The sequence below is a fragment of the Mesorhizobium kamtschaticum genome (assembly GCF_056174585.1).
In genome coordinates this window covers 4,889,862-4,906,171 of sequence record NZ_CM149691.1, presented here as the reverse complement: position 1 = coordinate 4,906,171, position 16,310 = coordinate 4,889,862, and the positions used below count along the sequence as shown (strand labels likewise).

Annotated in this window: 15 protein-coding genes, 1 tRNA gene and 1 pseudogene; 8 read left to right on the top strand and 9 right to left on the bottom strand. The window is 62.1% G+C overall.

Translation table 11 applies throughout. The features are described from left to right. Nucleotides 1-45 precede the first annotated feature (45 nt). Together AC0V7N_RS24280 and AC0V7N_RS24275 are read left to right on the top strand one after the other, a co-directional pair. Nucleotides 46-929, top strand: a pseudogene (locus AC0V7N_RS24280) (aldose 1-epimerase family protein). Between the two features lie 46 nt (nt 930-975). Further along, on the top strand, nt 976-1,755 hold the full coding sequence (locus AC0V7N_RS24275) for a pyrroline-5-carboxylate reductase (RefSeq protein WP_475450846.1): 780 nt from the start codon (nt 976-978) through the stop codon (nt 1,753-1,755). A gap of 7 nt (nt 1,756-1,762) precedes the next feature. On the opposite strand, the gene AC0V7N_RS24270 is transcribed toward AC0V7N_RS24275, so the two are convergent. Together AC0V7N_RS24270 and AC0V7N_RS24265 are read right to left on the bottom strand one after the other, a co-directional pair. Continuing rightward, the gene (locus AC0V7N_RS24270; RefSeq protein WP_475450845.1) at nt 1,763-2,665 is read right to left on the bottom strand and encodes an agmatinase; all 903 of its coding nucleotides are present in this window, start codon (nt 2,663-2,665) and stop codon (nt 1,763-1,765) included. A 273-nt stretch (nt 2,666-2,938) separates the two neighbouring features. Further along, the gene (locus AC0V7N_RS24265; RefSeq protein ID WP_496627316.1) at nt 2,939-4,315 is read right to left on the bottom strand and encodes an ISNCY family transposase; all 1,377 of its coding nucleotides are present in this window, start codon (nt 4,313-4,315) and stop codon (nt 2,939-2,941) included. 235 nt (nt 4,316-4,550) lie between these two features. Between AC0V7N_RS24265 and AC0V7N_RS24260 the strand changes: the two genes are divergently transcribed. Continuing rightward, on the top strand, nt 4,551-5,333 hold the full coding sequence (locus AC0V7N_RS24260; RefSeq protein WP_496627315.1) for a GNAT family N-acetyltransferase: 783 nt from the start codon (nt 4,551-4,553) through the stop codon (nt 5,331-5,333). Here the strand turns inward: AC0V7N_RS24260 and AC0V7N_RS24255 are convergent. From AC0V7N_RS24255 to metG, 3 genes are read right to left on the bottom strand one after another with little or no spacing between them, the layout of a single operon-like run. Next, on the bottom strand, nt 5,322-6,143 hold the full coding sequence (locus tag AC0V7N_RS24255) for an MBL fold metallo-hydrolase (RefSeq protein WP_475450842.1): 822 nt from the start codon (nt 6,141-6,143) through the stop codon (nt 5,322-5,324). The genes AC0V7N_RS24260 and AC0V7N_RS24255 overlap by 12 nt on opposite strands. A gap of 3 nt (nt 6,144-6,146) precedes the next feature. After that, a complete protein-coding gene (locus AC0V7N_RS24250; protein ID WP_475450841.1) occupies nt 6,147-6,941 on the bottom strand; it encodes a TatD family hydrolase in 795 nt (264 codons plus the stop codon). Further along, nucleotides 6,941-8,494: a methionine--tRNA ligase gene (metG, locus tag AC0V7N_RS24245; RefSeq protein ID WP_475450840.1), complete on the bottom strand. Its 1,554-nt coding sequence runs from the start codon at nt 8,492-8,494 to the stop codon at nt 6,941-6,943. Before metG ends, AC0V7N_RS24250 begins: the two co-directional genes overlap by 1 nt. A 384-nt stretch (nt 8,495-8,878) precedes the next feature. On the opposite strand from metG, the gene AC0V7N_RS24240 reads away from it, so the two are divergent. Genes AC0V7N_RS24240 through AC0V7N_RS24230 form a run of 3 tightly spaced genes read left to right on the top strand, consistent with a single transcriptional unit; the run spans nt 8,879 to nt 10,846 of the window. Continuing rightward, nucleotides 8,879-9,979, top strand: coding sequence for an aminotransferase class I/II-fold pyridoxal phosphate-dependent enzyme (locus AC0V7N_RS24240; RefSeq protein WP_475450839.1), 1,101 nt, complete (start codon nt 8,879-8,881; stop codon nt 9,977-9,979). Then, complete coding sequence (locus AC0V7N_RS24235) at nt 9,976-10,425, top strand: hypothetical protein (protein ID WP_496627314.1); 450 nt, start codon at nt 9,976-9,978, stop codon at nt 10,423-10,425. The genes AC0V7N_RS24240 and AC0V7N_RS24235 overlap by 4 nt, the downstream gene beginning before the upstream one ends. Nucleotides 10,426-10,432: 7 nt before the next feature. After that, nucleotides 10,433-10,846 carry a hypothetical protein gene (locus tag AC0V7N_RS24230; RefSeq protein WP_496627313.1) on the top strand — a complete coding sequence of 138 codons (414 nt, stop codon included), beginning with the start codon at nt 10,433-10,435 and terminating at the stop codon, nt 10,844-10,846. A 40-nt stretch (nt 10,847-10,886) separates the two neighbouring features. Here AC0V7N_RS24230 and AC0V7N_RS24225 read toward each other — a convergent pair whose 3' ends face one another. From AC0V7N_RS24225 to AC0V7N_RS24210, 4 genes are all read right to left on the bottom strand, one after another. After that, a complete protein-coding gene (locus AC0V7N_RS24225; RefSeq protein ID WP_475450837.1) occupies nt 10,887-11,936 on the bottom strand; it encodes a DNA polymerase III subunit delta' in 1,050 nt (349 codons plus the stop codon). Beyond that, nucleotides 11,933-12,607 (bottom strand): dTMP kinase, encoded by a 675-nt coding sequence (gene tmk / locus AC0V7N_RS24220; protein WP_475450836.1) that lies wholly within the window; start codon nt 12,605-12,607, stop codon nt 11,933-11,935. Before tmk ends, AC0V7N_RS24225 begins: the two co-directional genes overlap by 4 nt. A gap of 82 nt (nt 12,608-12,689) precedes the next feature. After that, nucleotides 12,690-13,856 carry a D-alanyl-D-alanine carboxypeptidase family protein gene (locus AC0V7N_RS24215; RefSeq protein ID WP_475450835.1) on the bottom strand — a complete coding sequence of 389 codons (1,167 nt, stop codon included), beginning with the start codon at nt 13,854-13,856 and terminating at the stop codon, nt 12,690-12,692. 83 nt (nt 13,857-13,939) lie between these two features. After that, entirely contained in the window at nt 13,940-15,169 is a 1,230-nt protein-coding gene (locus AC0V7N_RS24210) for a septal ring lytic transglycosylase RlpA family protein (RefSeq protein ID WP_475450834.1), read from the bottom strand. Between the two features lie 517 nt (nt 15,170-15,686). On the opposite strand from AC0V7N_RS24210, the gene AC0V7N_RS24205 reads away from it, so the two are divergent. Continuing rightward, the gene (locus AC0V7N_RS24205; RefSeq protein WP_496627312.1) at nt 15,687-15,869 is read left to right on the top strand and encodes a hypothetical protein; all 183 of its coding nucleotides are present in this window, start codon (nt 15,687-15,689) and stop codon (nt 15,867-15,869) included. A gap of 259 nt (nt 15,870-16,128) precedes the next feature. Next, nucleotides 16,129-16,218 (top strand) — tRNA-Ser (locus AC0V7N_RS24200). The last annotated feature ends 92 nt before the right edge of the window (nt 16,219-16,310 follow it).

The following is a 16,310-nucleotide window of genomic DNA, read 5'->3' as shown; positions in this document are numbered from 1 at the left end:
TTGCTAGTCTGCCCACCGAACCAGCATCCAACACTGCGAGGACATGTGGCACAGGACAGCCAGACGCTTCATGGCGACGGCTTATCGGCTGTCATAGTCGGGCAGGGCGCAGAGCTGGTCTCGCTGCAAGACGCGCAGGGATTTGAGTACTTGTGGCGGGCCGGGCCAGAGTGGCGGCGCCATTCGCCGGTGCTGTTTCCGATCGTCGGCCGGCTGAAGGGCGATCAACTGCGCCATCGCGGCCAGACCTATCCGATGACGCAGCACGGCTTCGCCCGCGACAAGCCGTTCACCTGGGCGGAGAGGGGGATCGCTCCTGCACGCTGGTCCTCACCGACGATGCCGACACCCGTGCGCATTACCCCTTCGCCTTTCGCATTGCCGTCACCTACACGCTGGAGCGCCAGCAGCTTGGTGTGGCCCTGGAGGTCATCAACACCGGTGACGAGCCGTTGCCGGCGTCGGTCGGCGCGCACCCGGCATTCAACTGGCCATTGCTGCCGGAATTGCCCAAGGGGGCCTATCGGCTGACCTTTGCCGACGATGAGCCGGCGCCGATCCGTCGCCTGAAGGACGGCCTCCTGCTTCCAGAATCGCGGCCGACGCCGATCGAAGGCAGAACGCTTGCCTTGTCCGAACGGCTGTTCGATGACGACGCTGTCATCCTGGATCGGCCCGCCAGCACCAGCGTGCGCTACGCCGCCGACCATGGTCCGGCGATCGAAATGTCATGGCAGGGGGCGGAGCAGCTGGGCATCTGGTCCAAGCCGGGCGGAGCGCCGTTCCTGTGCATCGAGCCCTGGCACGGCGTGGCAAGCCCGGTCGATTTCGACGGCGAATTCACTGAGAAGCCTGGCGTGATGCTGATCGAACCGGGGGCGAAGCGTTCGCTGAGCTACCGGATCGGCCTGGAGCAGGGGCGGCTGTGACCGACGGACGGCCAGCCGGAGAACCAACGCCTTGATGGAGCATTAAATGAAACTCGGCTTCATCGGCACGGGCGCGCTTACTTCAGCCATTGTCACCGGGCTCAAATCCCTCGAGGGCGATCCGGTATCGGTGGTGTTGTCGCCGCGCAACGAAGAGATCGCGGCGGACCTCGCTTCCCGCTTTCCGAATGTGCATGTTGCCGCCGACAATCAGGCGGTCCTCGATGCATGCGACACGGTCATGCTGGCGGTCCGCCCGCAAATTGCCCCTCAGCTGTTGCCCGAATTGCGGTTTCGGCGCGACCACCACCTCATCAGCCTGATCGCAACGCTGTCGCGCGAGGAAATAGTCAGCCTGACAGCACCCGCGAGCCGCGTGACGAAAGCGCTGCCCATGCCGATGATCGCCCAGCGGCTGGGGGCGACGATCATCTATCCGCCTGATCCGGACGTGACCGCATTGCTGGCCGGACTGGGGAAGGTGATCGAGGTCGAGAGTTCGAGCGAGTTCGACGCCTTGAGCGTCGTGACCGCGACCTATGCCACTTACTTCAAATATCTCGATACGATCCATCGCTGGCTGAAAGCGCATGGTGTGCCGGATACCAAGGGGCGCGACTATATCGCAGCGCTCTTCACGGCGCTTGGACACGCTCCGGAGACGGCGCCCGATGCGGACTTCACGCATCTGGCGCAGGATTATGCGACCCGTGGCGGCATCAATGAGCAGGTTCTGAACGAGCTCACGGCCCGCAACGTCTTCGATGCGCTGGCGGAAAGCCTGGATGGGGTGCACCGGCGCATTTCGGTGCCTGGCGCGACATAGCCGGGTTTCAAACCTGCCGGACGATCGCACCGATCACGTTGACAAGAAGGCGCGCGGCGGTCAGCGCCGACAGGCCGTCCATGTCGGCGGGCGGATAGAGCTCGACAAGGTCGAATCCCGCGATCCTGGCTCGCTTGCCGAGGCCGGCGATCAGGTCGATCGCCTGCGTGTAGGTGAGGCCGCCCGGCGTACGTGCCGCCACGCCTGGCATGATGCCGGGATCGAGGCTGTCGCAGTCGAAAGTGACGACGACCCGCGCGCCTTCCGGAATATGCCTGAGCGCCGCTTCCACGCCTTGAGCATGCACCTCGCGCGCGGTCACGAAACGGCTGCCATAGTGCTGCGCCGCTTCGATTTCAGCGCTGCGCGCGCTGCCAACGCTGCGCAGGCCAACCTGCACCATGCCGGCGACATGCGGCATCTCGCTCGCCCGCCGCATCGGGCTCGAATAGCCGTAGCGTTCGCCATGCACCTTGTCGCGCCAGTCGATATGGGCATCGATCTGCAGGATCCAGATCGGTCCGTGGTCGGCAAAGCCGGCAAGGAACGGAATGACGACGGAATCGTCACCGCCAAGCAGGATCGGTATGGCCGGCAGGGTCAGGATCTCGCGCGTCTTCGCCTCGATCCTGGCGCGGTTGCCGGCATTGTCGTGCAGGGTGGTCGAGATGTCGCCGGCGTCGACGCAGCAGACCGGCTTGCCATCGAACAACGGGCCGCCGAGATCGAAGTCCCAGTGCTCGACCAGCGTGGCATCATCCTGGCTGGCTGCGCGAATGGCATCGGCGGCCAAGGCATAGCCGCCGTCCTTGCCAGGATAGGTGCTGCCGTGGCCGACTCCGAAGATCACTGCGCGAGGCGTGCGGCCATCGGCAAGGCGATCGGGAAGGCCGAGAAACGATAGTGTCATTTTCTTGATGGTCCTGATGATATGGACAAGGAGGTTATCGCGTTACGGGGGCGGCAGCAAAGTAGCCATCTCGGTGCTGCTTCGAGCCAAAACGTGCACGTCAGATGTTGCAACCAAGTTCGAATGTCGCCGGGCCAGCAAAGTAGAAATGTCGCATCACGGTTCTGCTGGCCGCGACGAGAGCACCCGATCGGGCGTCAGCTGGTCAGGATCGCGCAGCCCGATCGGGTGCGATCCAGCAAGGCTCCCCGGGTTTAGCTTTGAGAGCTGACTTCACTCGGCAGCATCCAGCCTTGCCAGCGCTTGTTGTCGACGCGCGATGACAGCAGGATCATTCATGAAATCCTTCCTACGCCCCGGCTTCCTGTCGCGCTTCTGATAGCCAGTCTGTTCGCTGTTCGTCTTAATCTTCGGCGCGGGCCGAGCCTCATCTTGCTGGCTCTTGATCCAGGACAGAACCTCGCCAAGCCGCTTGTTCTCGGTGACCGCGGCGTGGGTGACGCGCTGCTCTTTGTCGAAGACAGTGTAGGGCAGGGAGCATGCCTTCCACCGAACATCCAGGCGACCGTCGGCGAACTCGTAAATATCGACATATCTGCCGACCAGGCCGCATGAGATATCGTTCTTCTCCAGCATGATCTGCTTGCGTTCGTAGGAGAAAGACAATTGCTGGCCGACATAGCGCTGCTCGCGTTTGCAGAGCAGGTCGCGGAGTCGATCGGCCGGCATGTTCAAGACACGATGAAGATTGTCCGGCCGGGTAGGGATCTTCGCAAACTTGTCGTTGAAGCTGGTCGTGAATGCCGGCAGAAAAGCGTTGGCTACTTCGATATCTGAGATGCCAGCAAGACGCAGTTCCTTCACAAGCCGGTCCTGCAGCGTGCGATTGACACGTTCGACCCGGCCCTTGGCCTGGCTCGAATTGGCGCACAGGATCTCGATGTTGAGCTCGGACAAGGCTCGGCCGAATTGGGTCATGCCGCGGCCGGCACGAGCCTCGGCCTTCGCCACCCGAAACACCGTGTGCTTGTCGGAATAGAATGCCACTGGGCAGCCGTGCGCCTTCAGATAAAGATCCAAGGCCTCGAAGTAACTGAACGTGCTCTCCGACTTCACGAAGCGCAGCTGCTGAAGCTTGCCGGTCGCGTCATCGATGAAGACGAGCAGGGTGCATGGACCGCCCCGCTCCTCGAACCATCGATGCTCGCTGCCGTCGATCTGCACCAACTCGCCATAGGCTTCGCGGCGCAAGCGCGGCTGATGGAATGTCCGGCGCTGCTTGCGCGACAGCCAGATTCCGGCCTCAGCCATCCATTTGCGAAGCGTCTCACGCGATACGGTGACACCATGATCCTCAGCCAGCTTCTCAGCCGCAAGAGTCGGGCCGAAGTCCAGATAGTGTTCGCGGATGAGCGATAGAGTGAAGTCCCGAACGCCGTCGACAATCTGACGGTTCGAGCGTCGGCCGCGCGCCTTGTGGCGCAGTCCGGAAGCACCATCGGCCTGAAACGACTTCAAAAGCCTCTGCACCTGGCGCCTGGTTAATCCAAGCACATGTGCTGCCGCGACAGTCGTCATCCTTCGCTCGATGGCCTTCGATAGAACCTCTATGCGTTGGAGCTCGCGTTCGCTCATCAAAACAAATCCCACTTGCTGTCTCCCTCACAAACGGCGCCGGGGAGAATGGCATTCAGCAAAGGGGAAGCGACATTCCTACTTTGCAGAAGTGGGACATTTTAACTTTGCTCGTACATCAGAAAGTCGCATAAGATAGATTATGGAACTGATACATTGGCCAGCAGCTGGAAATTACTGCTGCTTTTCATAGGCTTGAGACGCTCGATGTCTGTTGCCTCATGTGGATTGCCAACGCTACGCTGCGTGGATGACAGCAGCCAAGCGCGAGCTGGAATCGGCGATCGAGGTGTTCGTACATGGCTACAGCACCGACAAAAGCCGCACCTTTCCCTACGAGGTCAGCCGCGTCGGGCCATTGTGGGCGATGCGCGATGCGCCGCGTAAGAATGCTCGCGACTACCGTGGCGAGGAATGGGTCGTCCATGACGTCGCTGCCCAGGAAGCCGATGCGATCGTGCGGCAGCATGCGCGGCCGGGTTTCGCCATTTCCGTCGTGATCGCAAACGACGAACCGGATGGGCCGACGCGAGCCGCATACAAGGCTCTCGGCTACCGACTGCTGCGGACGGAAGGTTTTTTCGTCCAGCCATTGCGCCAGATTCCAAGCCCGCCGGCGGCCGTCTCGATTGAGCGCGTCCAGACAGTCGAACGGGCGGCGCAATTGGCAACGATCATCCGCAGGCGGCCGATTGCGGCCGATCTGCTCGGCGACGGTGCGCCGTTCCGCCAATATGTGGCGGTCGATGGTGACGCTATCGTCGGGCGTGTGCGCAGCATAGACGCTGTCGGCGCCACCTGGTGCGCGGCCATGTATGTCGAGCCTGCGCACCGGCGTCGCGGTATCGGCCAGGCGCTGATGTCCAAAATGCTGCAGGACGACCAGGCTCGTGGAGCGCGATGCTCGATGCTGTTGGCGACGCATGCCGGAGCGCTGCTTTATCCCCGCATGGGCTATGAGCGGATTGGAACGCTGCTGATATTGGGCCAAGGAAGCGAACGGAACAATGAACAGGCGTATTTATCGCGCTGATTCATAAGGAATTTCGATCACCATGCCATCATAGGCCGGGACCACCTTATCAGGCGTCTCGGCCATCACGGTCGCATAGTCGAGCGGCACGTGCATATGGGTCAGCACGGCATTCCTGGGTGCCAGCTTCCCAATCCAGTCCAGCGCCTGGCCGAGCGACAAATGGCTGGGATGGGTGTTGTACTGCAGCGCGTCGATGATCAGCATCTCCAGGCCGTGCAACCGCTCGGCCGTGGCGTCGGGAAAGCCGCTGATATCAGGGCAATAGGCCAGCCCACCGATGCGGAAACCGAGCGAGATGATGTCGCCATGGAACTGCGGCAGCGGTTCGAGGGTGAGGGCACCCCCCTCGCCTTCGATCACCACGGGCTTTGCGTGGTCGATGATATGGGCCCGCACGATCGGCGGATAGGAGCTGCCCGGCGGCGTCTCGAAGCAATAGCCGAACGCCTGCCGCAGGCGCAGCATCGTCGGTTGGTCGGCATGGATGTCGATCAGGTGGCGCTGCTCGAGCACATAGCCGCGCAGATCGTCGATGCCGTGGATATGGTCGGCATGCGGGTGCGTATAAACGACCGCATCGATGCGTTTGACCGAAGCCAGCAGCATCTGCTCGCGGAAATCCGGCCCGGTGTCGATGACCACGGTGGTACGGCGGCCATCGGCGGCAATCCGTTCGACCAGCGCTGCCGTGCGCATGCGCCGGTTCCTCGGATTGGCCGGATCGCAATTGCCCCAGTCGCCGGTGATGCGCGGCGTGCCTGGCGACGAGCCGCAGCCGAGAATGGTGAGGCGCAGCCGGTCAGTCATCGTTCAGGCGCTCTGCTCGGCAGGCCGCGGCATCTTGCCGAACAGCCGGAAGAAATTGTTCGTCGTCAGATCAGCGACTTCAGCCTCGCTGACGCCAATCGTTTCGGCCAGCACCTTGGCGGTGTGCGCGACATAGGCCGGCTCATTGCGCTTGCCGCGAAAGGGTATCGGCGCCAGGTAGGGTGCGTCTGTTTCGACGAGCAGCCGGTCATGCGGTACATCGGCGGCGATGGCGCGTAATTCGGCCGAATTCTTGAAGGTCAGGATACCCGAGAACGACACATAGCCGCCGAGCGAGACACCGATTTCGGCCAGCCGGCGTCCCGATGAAAAACAGTGCAGGATGAAGGGGAAGGCGCCCTTCCCTGTTTCGTCCTCGAGAATGGCCGCCATGTCGTCATCGGCGTCGCGCGAATGGATGACGAGAGGCAGGCCGGTCTCACGAGCGGCGGCGATGTGATTGCGAAAACCCTGCGCCTGCGCATCGCGCGGCGCCTTGTCGTAGAAGTAATCCAGCCCGGCCTCGCCGATCGCCACCACCTTCGGATGGGCAGACAAGCGGACAAGCTCTGCGGTTGTGATGTCCAGTTCCTCGGCGGCATTGTGCGGATGGGTACCGACCGAGCAGTAAACCTCGTCGAAAGTCTCTGCGATTTCAAGGATTTGCTGAAACCGCTTCACACGGGTCGAGATCGTCACCATGCGGCCGATTCCGGCCGCTTTGGCGCGGGCGACAATGGCCGCCCGCTCCTCGGCGAAATCTGGAAAATCCAGATGGCAATGGCTGTCGACAAGCATCAGGCGTTCGCGCCCGGCTGTTCGACATAACGCGGAAATACGCCCTCCGGTACGGGCAATGCCGTGCCGGGCACAAGCGCATAGTCGGCGTGGACATGCTCGAAGTCACGCTTGTCCGCCGACACCGCCAGCAGGTCGAGCAGCTTCGCGGCCGACCCCGGAACAAAGGGCTGGCACAGCAGGGTGACGCGTCGAACCACCTCCGCGGTTGTCCACAGCACCGTTTCCATGCGTTCCGGATCGGTTTTCTTCAGCGCCCATGGTGCCTGTCCAGCGAAGTATCGATCGGCTTCCGCCACCACATCGAAGATCGCCGCCAGTGCCAGATGAATGCCTTGCCCAGCCATTGCTTTGCGCGCGGTGGCAAGAGCCGCCACCGCCTGATCCAGGATGGCGCTGTCGGCTTCCGTCAAATCGCCGCGCTTCGGCACCACGCCGCCGCAGTTTTTGGCGATCATCGACAGCGAGCGCTGCGCCAGATTGCCGAGGCCGTTGGCAAGATCGGCGTTGGTGCGGTTGACGATCGCTTCATGGCTGTAGCTGCCGTCCTGGCCGAACGGCACTTCGCGCAGGAAGAAGTAGCGCACCTGGTCGAGACCGTAATGCTCGACCATGGTGAACGGGTCGATGACGTTGCCGACCGATTTCGACATCTTCTCGCCGCGGTTGAACAGGAAACCGTGGCCGAAAACGCGCTTCGGCAGCGGGATGCCGGCCGACATCAGGAAGGCCGGCCAGTAAACCGCATGGAAGCGCACAATGTCCTTGCCGATGATATGCGCATCGGCCGGCCAGAAACGCCATTTCTCATCATTTTCATCGGGATAGCCGACGCCGGTGATGTAGTTTGTCAGGGCGTCGACCCAGACATACATGACATGCTTGTCGTCACCAGGCACCGGCACGCCCCAATCGAAAGTGGTGCGCGAGATCGACAGGTCCTTCAATCCCGATTTGACGAAACTCATCACCTCATTGCGGCGCTCGGCCGGGCCGATGAAGTCGGGCTGGCTTTCATAAAGCGCGATGAGCATGTCCTGGTAAGCCGAGAGGCGGAAGAAATAGCTCTCTTCCTCGACCCATTCGACCGGCGTTCCCTGCGGCCCATAGCGGATATTGTCGGGACGGACCTCCGTCTCCTCCTCGCCGTAATAGGCTTCGTCGCGCACCGAGTACCAGCCGGCATAACCGCCCTTGTAGATGTCGCCATTGGCGTCCATCGCCTTCCAGATCGCCTGCGAGGCCGCGTAATGCCGCTCTTCGGTGGTGCGGATGAAATCGTCATTGGAGGCGTTGAGCGCGGTTGCCATGCGCTTGAAATCGGCCGAGTTGCGATCGGCCAGTTCGCGCGCCGAAATGCCGTCGCGCTTCGCCGTCTGCAGCATCTTGATGCCGTGCTCATCGGTGCCGGTGAGGAAGAAGACCTGCTTGCCGTCGAGCCGCTGGAAGCGCGCAAGCGCGTCGGTGGCGATCAGTTCGTAGGCATGGCCGATATGCGGCTTGCCGTTCGGATAGGAAATCGCGGTCGTGATGTAGAATGTGTCGCGTGACATGAATGAACCATCATGAATGTCTGAATGGAAGCCGTGGCGGTGGATATCGCATCGGAATGGCGATTGCCATCCCGAGGCCAATGCATGCCGCCCAAAAGTGGGGCAACGGCATGCACCAAGAAGTCCGTCACATTCGCATCGCAGAATTCAGGCGGTCGATCATGGTCAAGGCGTGCTGCTTCTTGTCGAGATTGTAGGTGTCGGTCTCAGATATAGGTGTAGGTCTCAGATATAGCGTCCAGCGCTTCATGCCAAGTCCCGACCTTGGTGATATCGCCGGAGCCAGCGCTGCTTCGATAACACCAGCCGAGCGCCGGCTGCTGGACCGTTGCAAAGCTAAGTCGCCATCCGTAGTTTCGCGGCGGTGCAAAAGGGCAGACCGGCATGGCCACGACCACGCAATATGATCCGCGACAGGCTCTTGATGCGCGCCTGCGTCAGGCCGGCGCCAGCAAAACCGTTTACGCCCTTGTCACGCCCGAGATCGAAACCGTGAAGGCCGAGCTGCTCGGCAACAGTGGGGGAAACGGCCCCGATCCGATCCGCGCCGCCTATCTCGATCAGTTTCGCCATGCCTGGACCGGAAAGCAGAACGCACTGCACAGGCGGTTTTTCGACACCTGGCTCGGTTGGGCAAAGCCGATGGCGCCCCTGGACGCGGCTGCCTTTCCATTCAGCTATCCGACATCGGGTGCAAGCGAGCCGCTTTTTCATCTGATTGCCGACTACGGTAACCGCGCACGCGTCGAGGGGTTTTCCCCTCGGCTTGTGATCTTTCGCGGCGAATATGAGGGCTACAAAGCCTATGCGGAAGCCTGTGGCGTTCCGGTGGTGGAGTATGAACGCCACGCCTGGCGCGATGTCGCCGATACCGTCAATCCCCAGGATTTGCTCTGTCTCAGCCAGCCCTCGGCCATCGATGGCATGGTGTGGCCGCAGGCCAATGCCTTTCTGCGCCGGCTGAGCCAGCGCGCGAACCTGGCCCAGCTCGTCCTCGATTTGACCTATGTCGGGGCGACCGGCGAACCTCCGGCGGAGACGATCCTCGCCGACGCGCCTTGCGTGAGCGCCGTGGTGATCAGCCTGTCCAAGCCGTTCGGCGCCTATTACGACCGCATCGGCGGGGTGTTCTGCCGATCGGAGAATCTCGGCCTGTTTGGCAATCAATGGTTCAAAAACCTGACATCGCTGCAATTGGGAATACGGTTGATGGAGCGGTTCGACGTCTTCGCCATGGCGCGCCGTTACGCCGGCATTCAAGGCAGCGTCGCCGAACATGCCGGCCAGGCGCTCGGCCTTGCCTTGACACCCGCGGACGTCTTCATTCTTGCCCAGGCCGCGGCGGGCGCGCAGAACGATCCCGATCTGGCCTCCTATCTGACGCGCGCCCCCGGGGCGGTCGATGCCCGGCCACGCTTGTGCCTGACGCCAGGCATGGCGGAACGGATCGGCATGGCCGGTCCGAATTCCGAGACGTTGTCATGAAGAATTTGATCCCGCTTGTGACGAGCGATGACGTCCATGCCCATTGCCAGGCGCACTGGAAGACAGAAGCATTCCGATCCTCGCATCGCCAAGGCGGCTATGTCCACGGCATCGTCGATCAGTATGCCCGCCTGCCCCGCTTCATCTGCGAGACCACCAACGACCGCCTGGAGCGCGCCCATTTCTGCACCTGGTGGGGACTGACCATGCGCCGGGATGACTATGCGTCCCCGGCCATCGAAGATCTCTACCTCCTGCATGAAATCTGGCACGCCGCTCATATGCCCTTTATCCCGGGCATCGGATTCGAGGCTTTCCACGGCAAGATGGAGCGCAACGAACTCGAAGCCAGCGTGGCGTCCGAACTGCTGGTCTATTTCAAGATCGATGGGCTGAGGGAAAGCGCCTTTCCCCATCCCATCTATGCGGGACCGGTTTCTGAATGATCCGGCGATGCGGCTTTTGTGGCGCGAAAACGAAGTCGTCGCCACCAACACATTGCTCGAAGCGCGCCGCAACGTCATGTACTCCAAGCCCGAAGGCGACATGGACCTGAGCGAGCAATGGATTCGCAAATTCACCATGCAGAACCGGCAATGGTCGATCGTCTGGGCCGATCGCTACCTCGACATCGAGGATCATATGCACCGGTTCCAGCAGATGGCTCTCGGTGGCGACAGGAAGGCAGCCGCCGACTTTCACGCTGACTGGATCGAAGCCGAAGCCGCTACGGACACGGTGGACCACGTGCCTTTCCGCGACCAGGCGCTGCTCTTCGCCACCATCTATTGGGCCAATCGCGCGAAATACGATGCCGCGCTCGCGGTGCTGCGAAAAAGCCAGTCCGACAATACGGCCCTTGCCTGAAAGCAGGCCGCCTACGTCGAAAGCGTCGCCGAACGACTGTTCACATCGCGGACTTCAGGCGATCGATCATGGTCAAGGCATGCTGTCTCTTGTCGAGATTGAAGGTCTCTGTCTCGGAAATCGCGTCCAGCGCCTCATGCCAGGTGTCGGATAGCGTTTTGGCCCGCGCGAGGTCGCCGGCGAGCGCTGCCCGGCTTGCCGCATCCGACAAAAGGTCGAGCGCCCGGCGGTTGAAGATATCGAACTGGATCGCCTGGTCGCGGCCGGCGACGGCTTCCGCGAGCCGATAGGCGCCGCCGATGTCGCTCTTTCCCTTCGCCACCAACCCATCGAGCGTCTGGGCGATCTCCAGCCCGCCATATTGCGTCAAAAGGATCGCATTGCGGGCGCTGCCCCCTGCCCGTTCGACCAGCGCCGCCCGCGCGGCCGGATCGTCCGGTGGCGGCGGTTCGGCGGTCTGCAGCACCGCCAGCAAATCGTCGGCATCGAGCGGCGTCAGGCGTATCACCTGGCAGCGCGAGCGGATCGTCGGCAGCAGGCTGCCCGGCGCATGGACGATGAGAATGAAAAGCGTTCGCGCCGGCGGTTCCTCAAGGTTCTTCAGCAAGGCATTGGCGGCATTGGCATTCATGTCATCAGCGGGATCGACGATGACGACCCGGTAGCTGCCGTCATGCGAGGTCATCGACAGGAACCGGTTGACCCTGCGGATCTCGTCGACGGTGACGACGGTCTTGAAGCTCTTGGTCTTGTCGTTCATCGGACGGGTCAGATGCAGCACGCCCGGATGCGCCCCGGTCGCGATCTGGCGAGACAGCGGCGATGCCGGATCGGGCACGGCAAGGCTTTCCGGCGCCTGCGCGAAGGCCGGGTGCTTCAGCAAATGATGCGCCAGATGGAAGGCCAGCGTCGCCTTGCCGATGCCGACAGGTCCGGCGAAGATCAGCGCATGCGGCAGCTTTCCCGATCGATAGGCGGCGGCAAGCATCTCGGCCGCCCGCCGGTGCCCGACCAGACGGGGCGTTTCCGAGGGTTCTGGCACGCCGTCCAGCGTATCATGCTGTTCCGGCGCAATGCGTTCGAAGATCATACCGGTGCGGCCTGCCTGTTGCGCGCGGGTGCCCTCGCCTCCAGAGCCGCGAACACGGCCGCGGTGACGACGTGCTCCACCGTGTCGGGATCGGCGGACGCGTCGACGACGATGCAGCGTCCCGGCTCGGCCGCGGCGATCGCCAGGAAGGCCTCGCGACGGGCCTGATGGATGGCAAGCGTTTCCTTCTCGAAGCGATCGGCGTCGGCATCGCTGCCGCGCCGCAGCGTCGCGCGCCTGAGGCCTTCGGCCGGATCGATATCGAAGATCAGCGTCATGTCGGGCATCATGCCGTTGATGGCGACCTGTTCCAGCGCATCCATGAACGCCGGGTCGATCCCGCCGGTGACGCCCTGGTAGACGCGCGAAGAATCCAGGAAACGATCGCACAGCACGATGGAGCCGCGCTCGACCGCCGGCCGGATGACCTGCTCGACATGGTCGGAACGGGCGGCGGCGAAGAGGAGCGCTTCCATCTTCGGCCCGAATGGTTCTGCCGCCCCTGAAAGCAGCACATGCCTGACCGCTTCGGCGCCCGGCGAGCCGCCCGGTTCGCGTGTGAGCAGGACATCATACTTCTTGGCGCGCATCTTCCCCGCCAGCCGCTCGATCTGCGTCGACTTGCCTGCGCCTTCGCCGCCTTCGAAGGTGATGAAAAATCCGCGCGCCAATCGAAAGGGCCTTTGTCCGTGTTGGAGTGGATTGTTGCGCTCTAGATAGTCCGCGTTCGGGAAAACGTCCATGCCGTCGGTGCTATCGCAGCCAGCCGATCGCCAGTTCCTTGACCGCATCGAGAGCGCGCTGCGGCAACGTGCCGACACTGATCGACTCGGCGGCGAAAAGCGGCGTCTCCTGGCTCAGCGTGTCGCCGATCCAGACGCGCAGCGCGCCCACAGGCTGGCCCTCCTCCACGGGTGCCGCAACCGGGCCGGTGTAGACGATTTTGGCCGTCAGCTTGTCGCGGTTGGTGATCGGCAGGAAGATGTCGATCGGCCCTTTTGCCTTCAGCGTCACGCCGGATTTCGCGCCGCCAAAAACCTGGGCCTCGCCGACCACCTCGTCCTTGGCGAAAATCTCGGTTTTCTGGAAGGAGCGCGCGCCCCAGTCGAGCAGCTTTCGCGCCTCTTCGGCACGTTCCTTGTCATTGGCCAGCCCGCTCATCGCCATGATCACCCGCGTGCCGTTGTGGCTGACCGAAGCGACGATGCCGAAGCCGGACGCCTCGCTCGCGCCGACAGCCAAGCCATCGGCGCCGATATCCATGGCCAGCAGCGGATTGCGGTTCCTCTGCGAGATCTTGTTCCAGGTGAAATCCTTCAGGCCGTAATAGCGATAGAAATCCGGGTAATCGCGCCAAAGATGCAGGGCCAGCTGCGCCAGTTCGCGCACCGTCGTCTGCTGGCCGTCGGCCGGCAGGCCGGTCGAATTGACGAAGGTCGATGTTTTCAGGCCGATCTGGCGCGCCCGTTCCGTCATTTGCGCGGCAAAATTGTCCTCGGATCCGGACATGCCCTCGGCGATGATGATGCAGCCGTCATTGGCGGCTTGCACGGTCACGCCCTGGATAAGGTCCTCGAGCCGGATCGCCGATTTGAGCTTGGCAAACATCGTCGATGTTCCCGACGGCGCGCCGCCCTTGCGCCAGGCGTTTTCACTGACCACGAACGTGTCGTCGAGTTTGAGGCGCCCTGATTTGATGGCGTTGAAAACCACTTCCATGGTCATCAGCTTGGCCATCGAGGCCGGCGGGATCGGCTTGTCGGCGTCTTTCGAAAACAGCACCGTGCCGGTGTCGGCATCGATCATGAACGCCTGTGTGGCCTTGGTCTCGAAAAGCTGCGCTTGGGCTGGAACGAGGCAAAGCAGCAGCAAAGCCAGTCCCAGAAAGCCGGCAAATGGCCGAAAGGCGCGCAACTGCATGAAATCTCGACCCGTTTGCCGGTTTTGGCACAACCAAGCTATCAGGGTTTTTTCCGCAGGATCAACCGCGCGGGCAAAATAGATCAGTTGCGCACAGCCAGAGCGTCCGGCGCGCCGTGCGACCATGCCGCCTGCAGCAGATCATCCACGCCGCCATGGCCATTCGGATAGAGATTGACCGCATACCAGTCATTGCCGTCGAGATCGGAACGCTGGATCTCGGTTCTGCCGAAGGGTTGAAGTGCGGCGGCCACGCGCTTGGCTTCGGCGGCATCGTCGAACGTGCCTGCGGCGACATAGTCGGCGCTGGACGGCGAGGCCTGCGGATTGGACTTTTTCCACGACCGCAGGATGTCGGCGGGCGCCATGCCGCTGTCGTCGAGCGCGGCAAAGACATCGGCGCGCTTTACGCGCTCATCCGCATAGGACAGCGACGCCACCGCGAACGGCGACTGCGGCGGCAGGCCAATCTCGGGGCGCTCCGGCACGATCGGTCCGAAATCGGGGAGCACCACGTCGCCGAAAGCCGGCGCCTGAGCTGACAGGGACGGCTGCGCGGCGAACGCCTCGCCGGAATTCGTCAACTGACCGGGGAACGGTACGGCGGCGGCGCCCACCGGCACGCTTGGCGACGGCCCGTTCATGGCCACCATGACACCGGTTGGCAGGCCATCCGACGGATCCGGAATCCTGTTGCCTGGATGGTAGGACGCCATCAAATACTGGTCGTCGTCGCCATCGAGCGGCGCGCGGCCGACATATTCGACCTTGACCTTCGCGGTGCCGACCTTGGCGTAGTCGAGCATCTGCGCCGCGCGCTCCGAGACGTCGATGATGCGGTTCTCATGATACGGCCCCCGGTCGTTGACGCGCACGATGACCGAACTGCCGGTTTCGAGATTGGTGACGCGGGCGTAGCTCGGCAGCGGCATGGTCGGATGCGCGGCCGTCAAATGCGTCATGTCATAGACTTCGCCATTGGCGGTCAGCCGGCCGTGGAAGGCGTCGCCATACCACGAGGCCAGGCCGACCTTGGCGTAGCGCTTGTCTTCCCTGGGATAGTACCACTTGCCGCGCACTTGGTAGGGTTTGCCGAGCTGGTCGCGACCGCCGCCGCGCCGCATGAATTGGACGCGCGGACTTGCCTTCACGCCATATTCGGTTTCGGCGAAGTATTCCTTGGAGCGAGGCTTGGGATTGACCATCCCCTTCGGCTCAGGCTGGGACGCGCAAGCCGCCAGCAAGGCTGCAGACGCGGCAAGCAGCGTAAGCGTGGAAGCGCGACGAAGACGCGGGCGCGCCGTAGCCTGCATTTTTCCTGAAATCCCCTACAGTCTCAATCAAAACGCCGTGGTTTGAACAGCAGAGGAGCCAAAGCACTCACTCGACAACACCAACGGCGCCCTGAACCCCGATCCTTTGTGCGCAGGAATTGTTTATCACGATATTAACCGATTGTGGCCGGAACCGGGCAAGATTGTGACGGCGCCCTGCTGCGCCCGGTGCGCCCTCAGGCATGTTTTGCTTCCTCCGTTTCAGCCCACCAGCTTTCGCTGCGTCGAGTATATTAGCAATCGCTTGAATTTTACCCAAATCGAGATCATTCTTATCGATGGGTGCGGTCCGCAGTTCGTTAAGCGTTGAAGGGGGTAAGGCGTCATGGAATTCGCTAGCTGCTATGACCAGAGCGCGAGCATTTTTGCGTCAACGATGTTCCTGAACATCACGGCGTTTTTCGTAATTATGGCCGCATTTGCCGTCGCACGGCTGGTAACAATGTCCGGCGAAGGTTCCGTCAACCGGCTTCAGACCGCGTAAAGCCTCGGGCACATGGCCGGGATGATCGCGATCAAGGGCTGGACTTGCGGCATGAGCGACGAACTCGGCCGTGTGGTGCTGACGATCAACCCGACAGAGGGTGAACCGATCGTCGTTCTGATGACAATTTTCCAGGCGGCAAAAATAGCCCAGGAATTGCGAACGCCGAAATTCATCCCCTTTTCCCCTGTGTGACACGATTGAACGTTCCCCGCCTCATCGTTGAGCGGGTGCCACCTCTGAGGATCGCTCCACCTCCCCCACGGCTTCCGTAAATTGAGTCCGGCGCTTGCCCGGTCAACAGGAAGGCGCCGCAGCGGTGGTTGACGCGGCCCTCAATGCCGCTTTACAGGAATGAACTGCGAACCGGTCAGGAACGCCTTCGGTGCCAATCCGGCGCCGACGGCGAAAACCCTTCGGAAGCGCACGATCCAAGTGATTGAAAAATCACGACGGAGGGATGGCCGAGCGGTTTAAGGCACCGGTCTTGAAAACCGGCGTGGGCGCAAGTTCACCGTGGGTTCGAATCCCACTCCCTCCGCCACATGCCTTTGTTTTGTTTGCACTTTCTTTCTTTTGAACCGTCATACGTACAAATATACGCGCAAGGTACTTAAACTGATGTTCACCCCGAGA

Bases quoted from the DNA above. Each gene is read 5' to 3' on its own strand.
- AC0V7N_RS24275 (WP_475450846.1), top strand. From the start codon at position 976: ATGAAACTCGGCTTCATCGGCACGGGCGCGCTTACTTCAGCCATTGTC.
- AC0V7N_RS24270 (WP_475450845.1), bottom strand. From the start codon at position 2,665: ATGACACTATCGTTTCTCGGCCTTCCCGATCGCCTTGCCGATGGCCGC.
- AC0V7N_RS24260 (WP_496627315.1), top strand. From the start codon at position 4,551: ATGACAGCAGCCAAGCGCGAGCTGGAATCGGCGATCGAGGTGTTCGTA.
- AC0V7N_RS24255 (WP_475450842.1), bottom strand. From the start codon at position 6,143: ATGACTGACCGGCTGCGCCTCACCATTCTCGGCTGCGGCTCGTCGCCA.
- AC0V7N_RS24250 (WP_475450841.1), bottom strand. From the start codon at position 6,941: ATGCTTGTCGACAGCCATTGCCATCTGGATTTTCCAGATTTCGCCGAG.
- metG (WP_475450840.1), bottom strand. From the start codon at position 8,494: ATGTCACGCGACACATTCTACATCACGACCGCGATTTCCTATCCGAAC.
- AC0V7N_RS24240 (WP_475450839.1), top strand. From the start codon at position 8,879: ATGGCCACGACCACGCAATATGATCCGCGACAGGCTCTTGATGCGCGC.
- AC0V7N_RS24235 (WP_496627314.1), top strand. From the start codon at position 9,976: ATGAAGAATTTGATCCCGCTTGTGACGAGCGATGACGTCCATGCCCAT.
- AC0V7N_RS24230 (WP_496627313.1), top strand. From the start codon at position 10,433: ATGCGGCTTTTGTGGCGCGAAAACGAAGTCGTCGCCACCAACACATTG.
- AC0V7N_RS24225 (WP_475450837.1), bottom strand. From the start codon at position 11,936: ATGATCTTCGAACGCATTGCGCCGGAACAGCATGATACGCTGGACGGC.
- AC0V7N_RS24215 (WP_475450835.1), bottom strand. From the start codon at position 13,856: ATGCAGTTGCGCGCCTTTCGGCCATTTGCCGGCTTTCTGGGACTGGCT.
- AC0V7N_RS24210 (WP_475450834.1), bottom strand. From the start codon at position 15,169: ATGCAGGCTACGGCGCGCCCGCGTCTTCGTCGCGCTTCCACGCTTACG.
- AC0V7N_RS24205 (WP_496627312.1), top strand. From the start codon at position 15,687: ATGGCCGGGATGATCGCGATCAAGGGCTGGACTTGCGGCATGAGCGAC.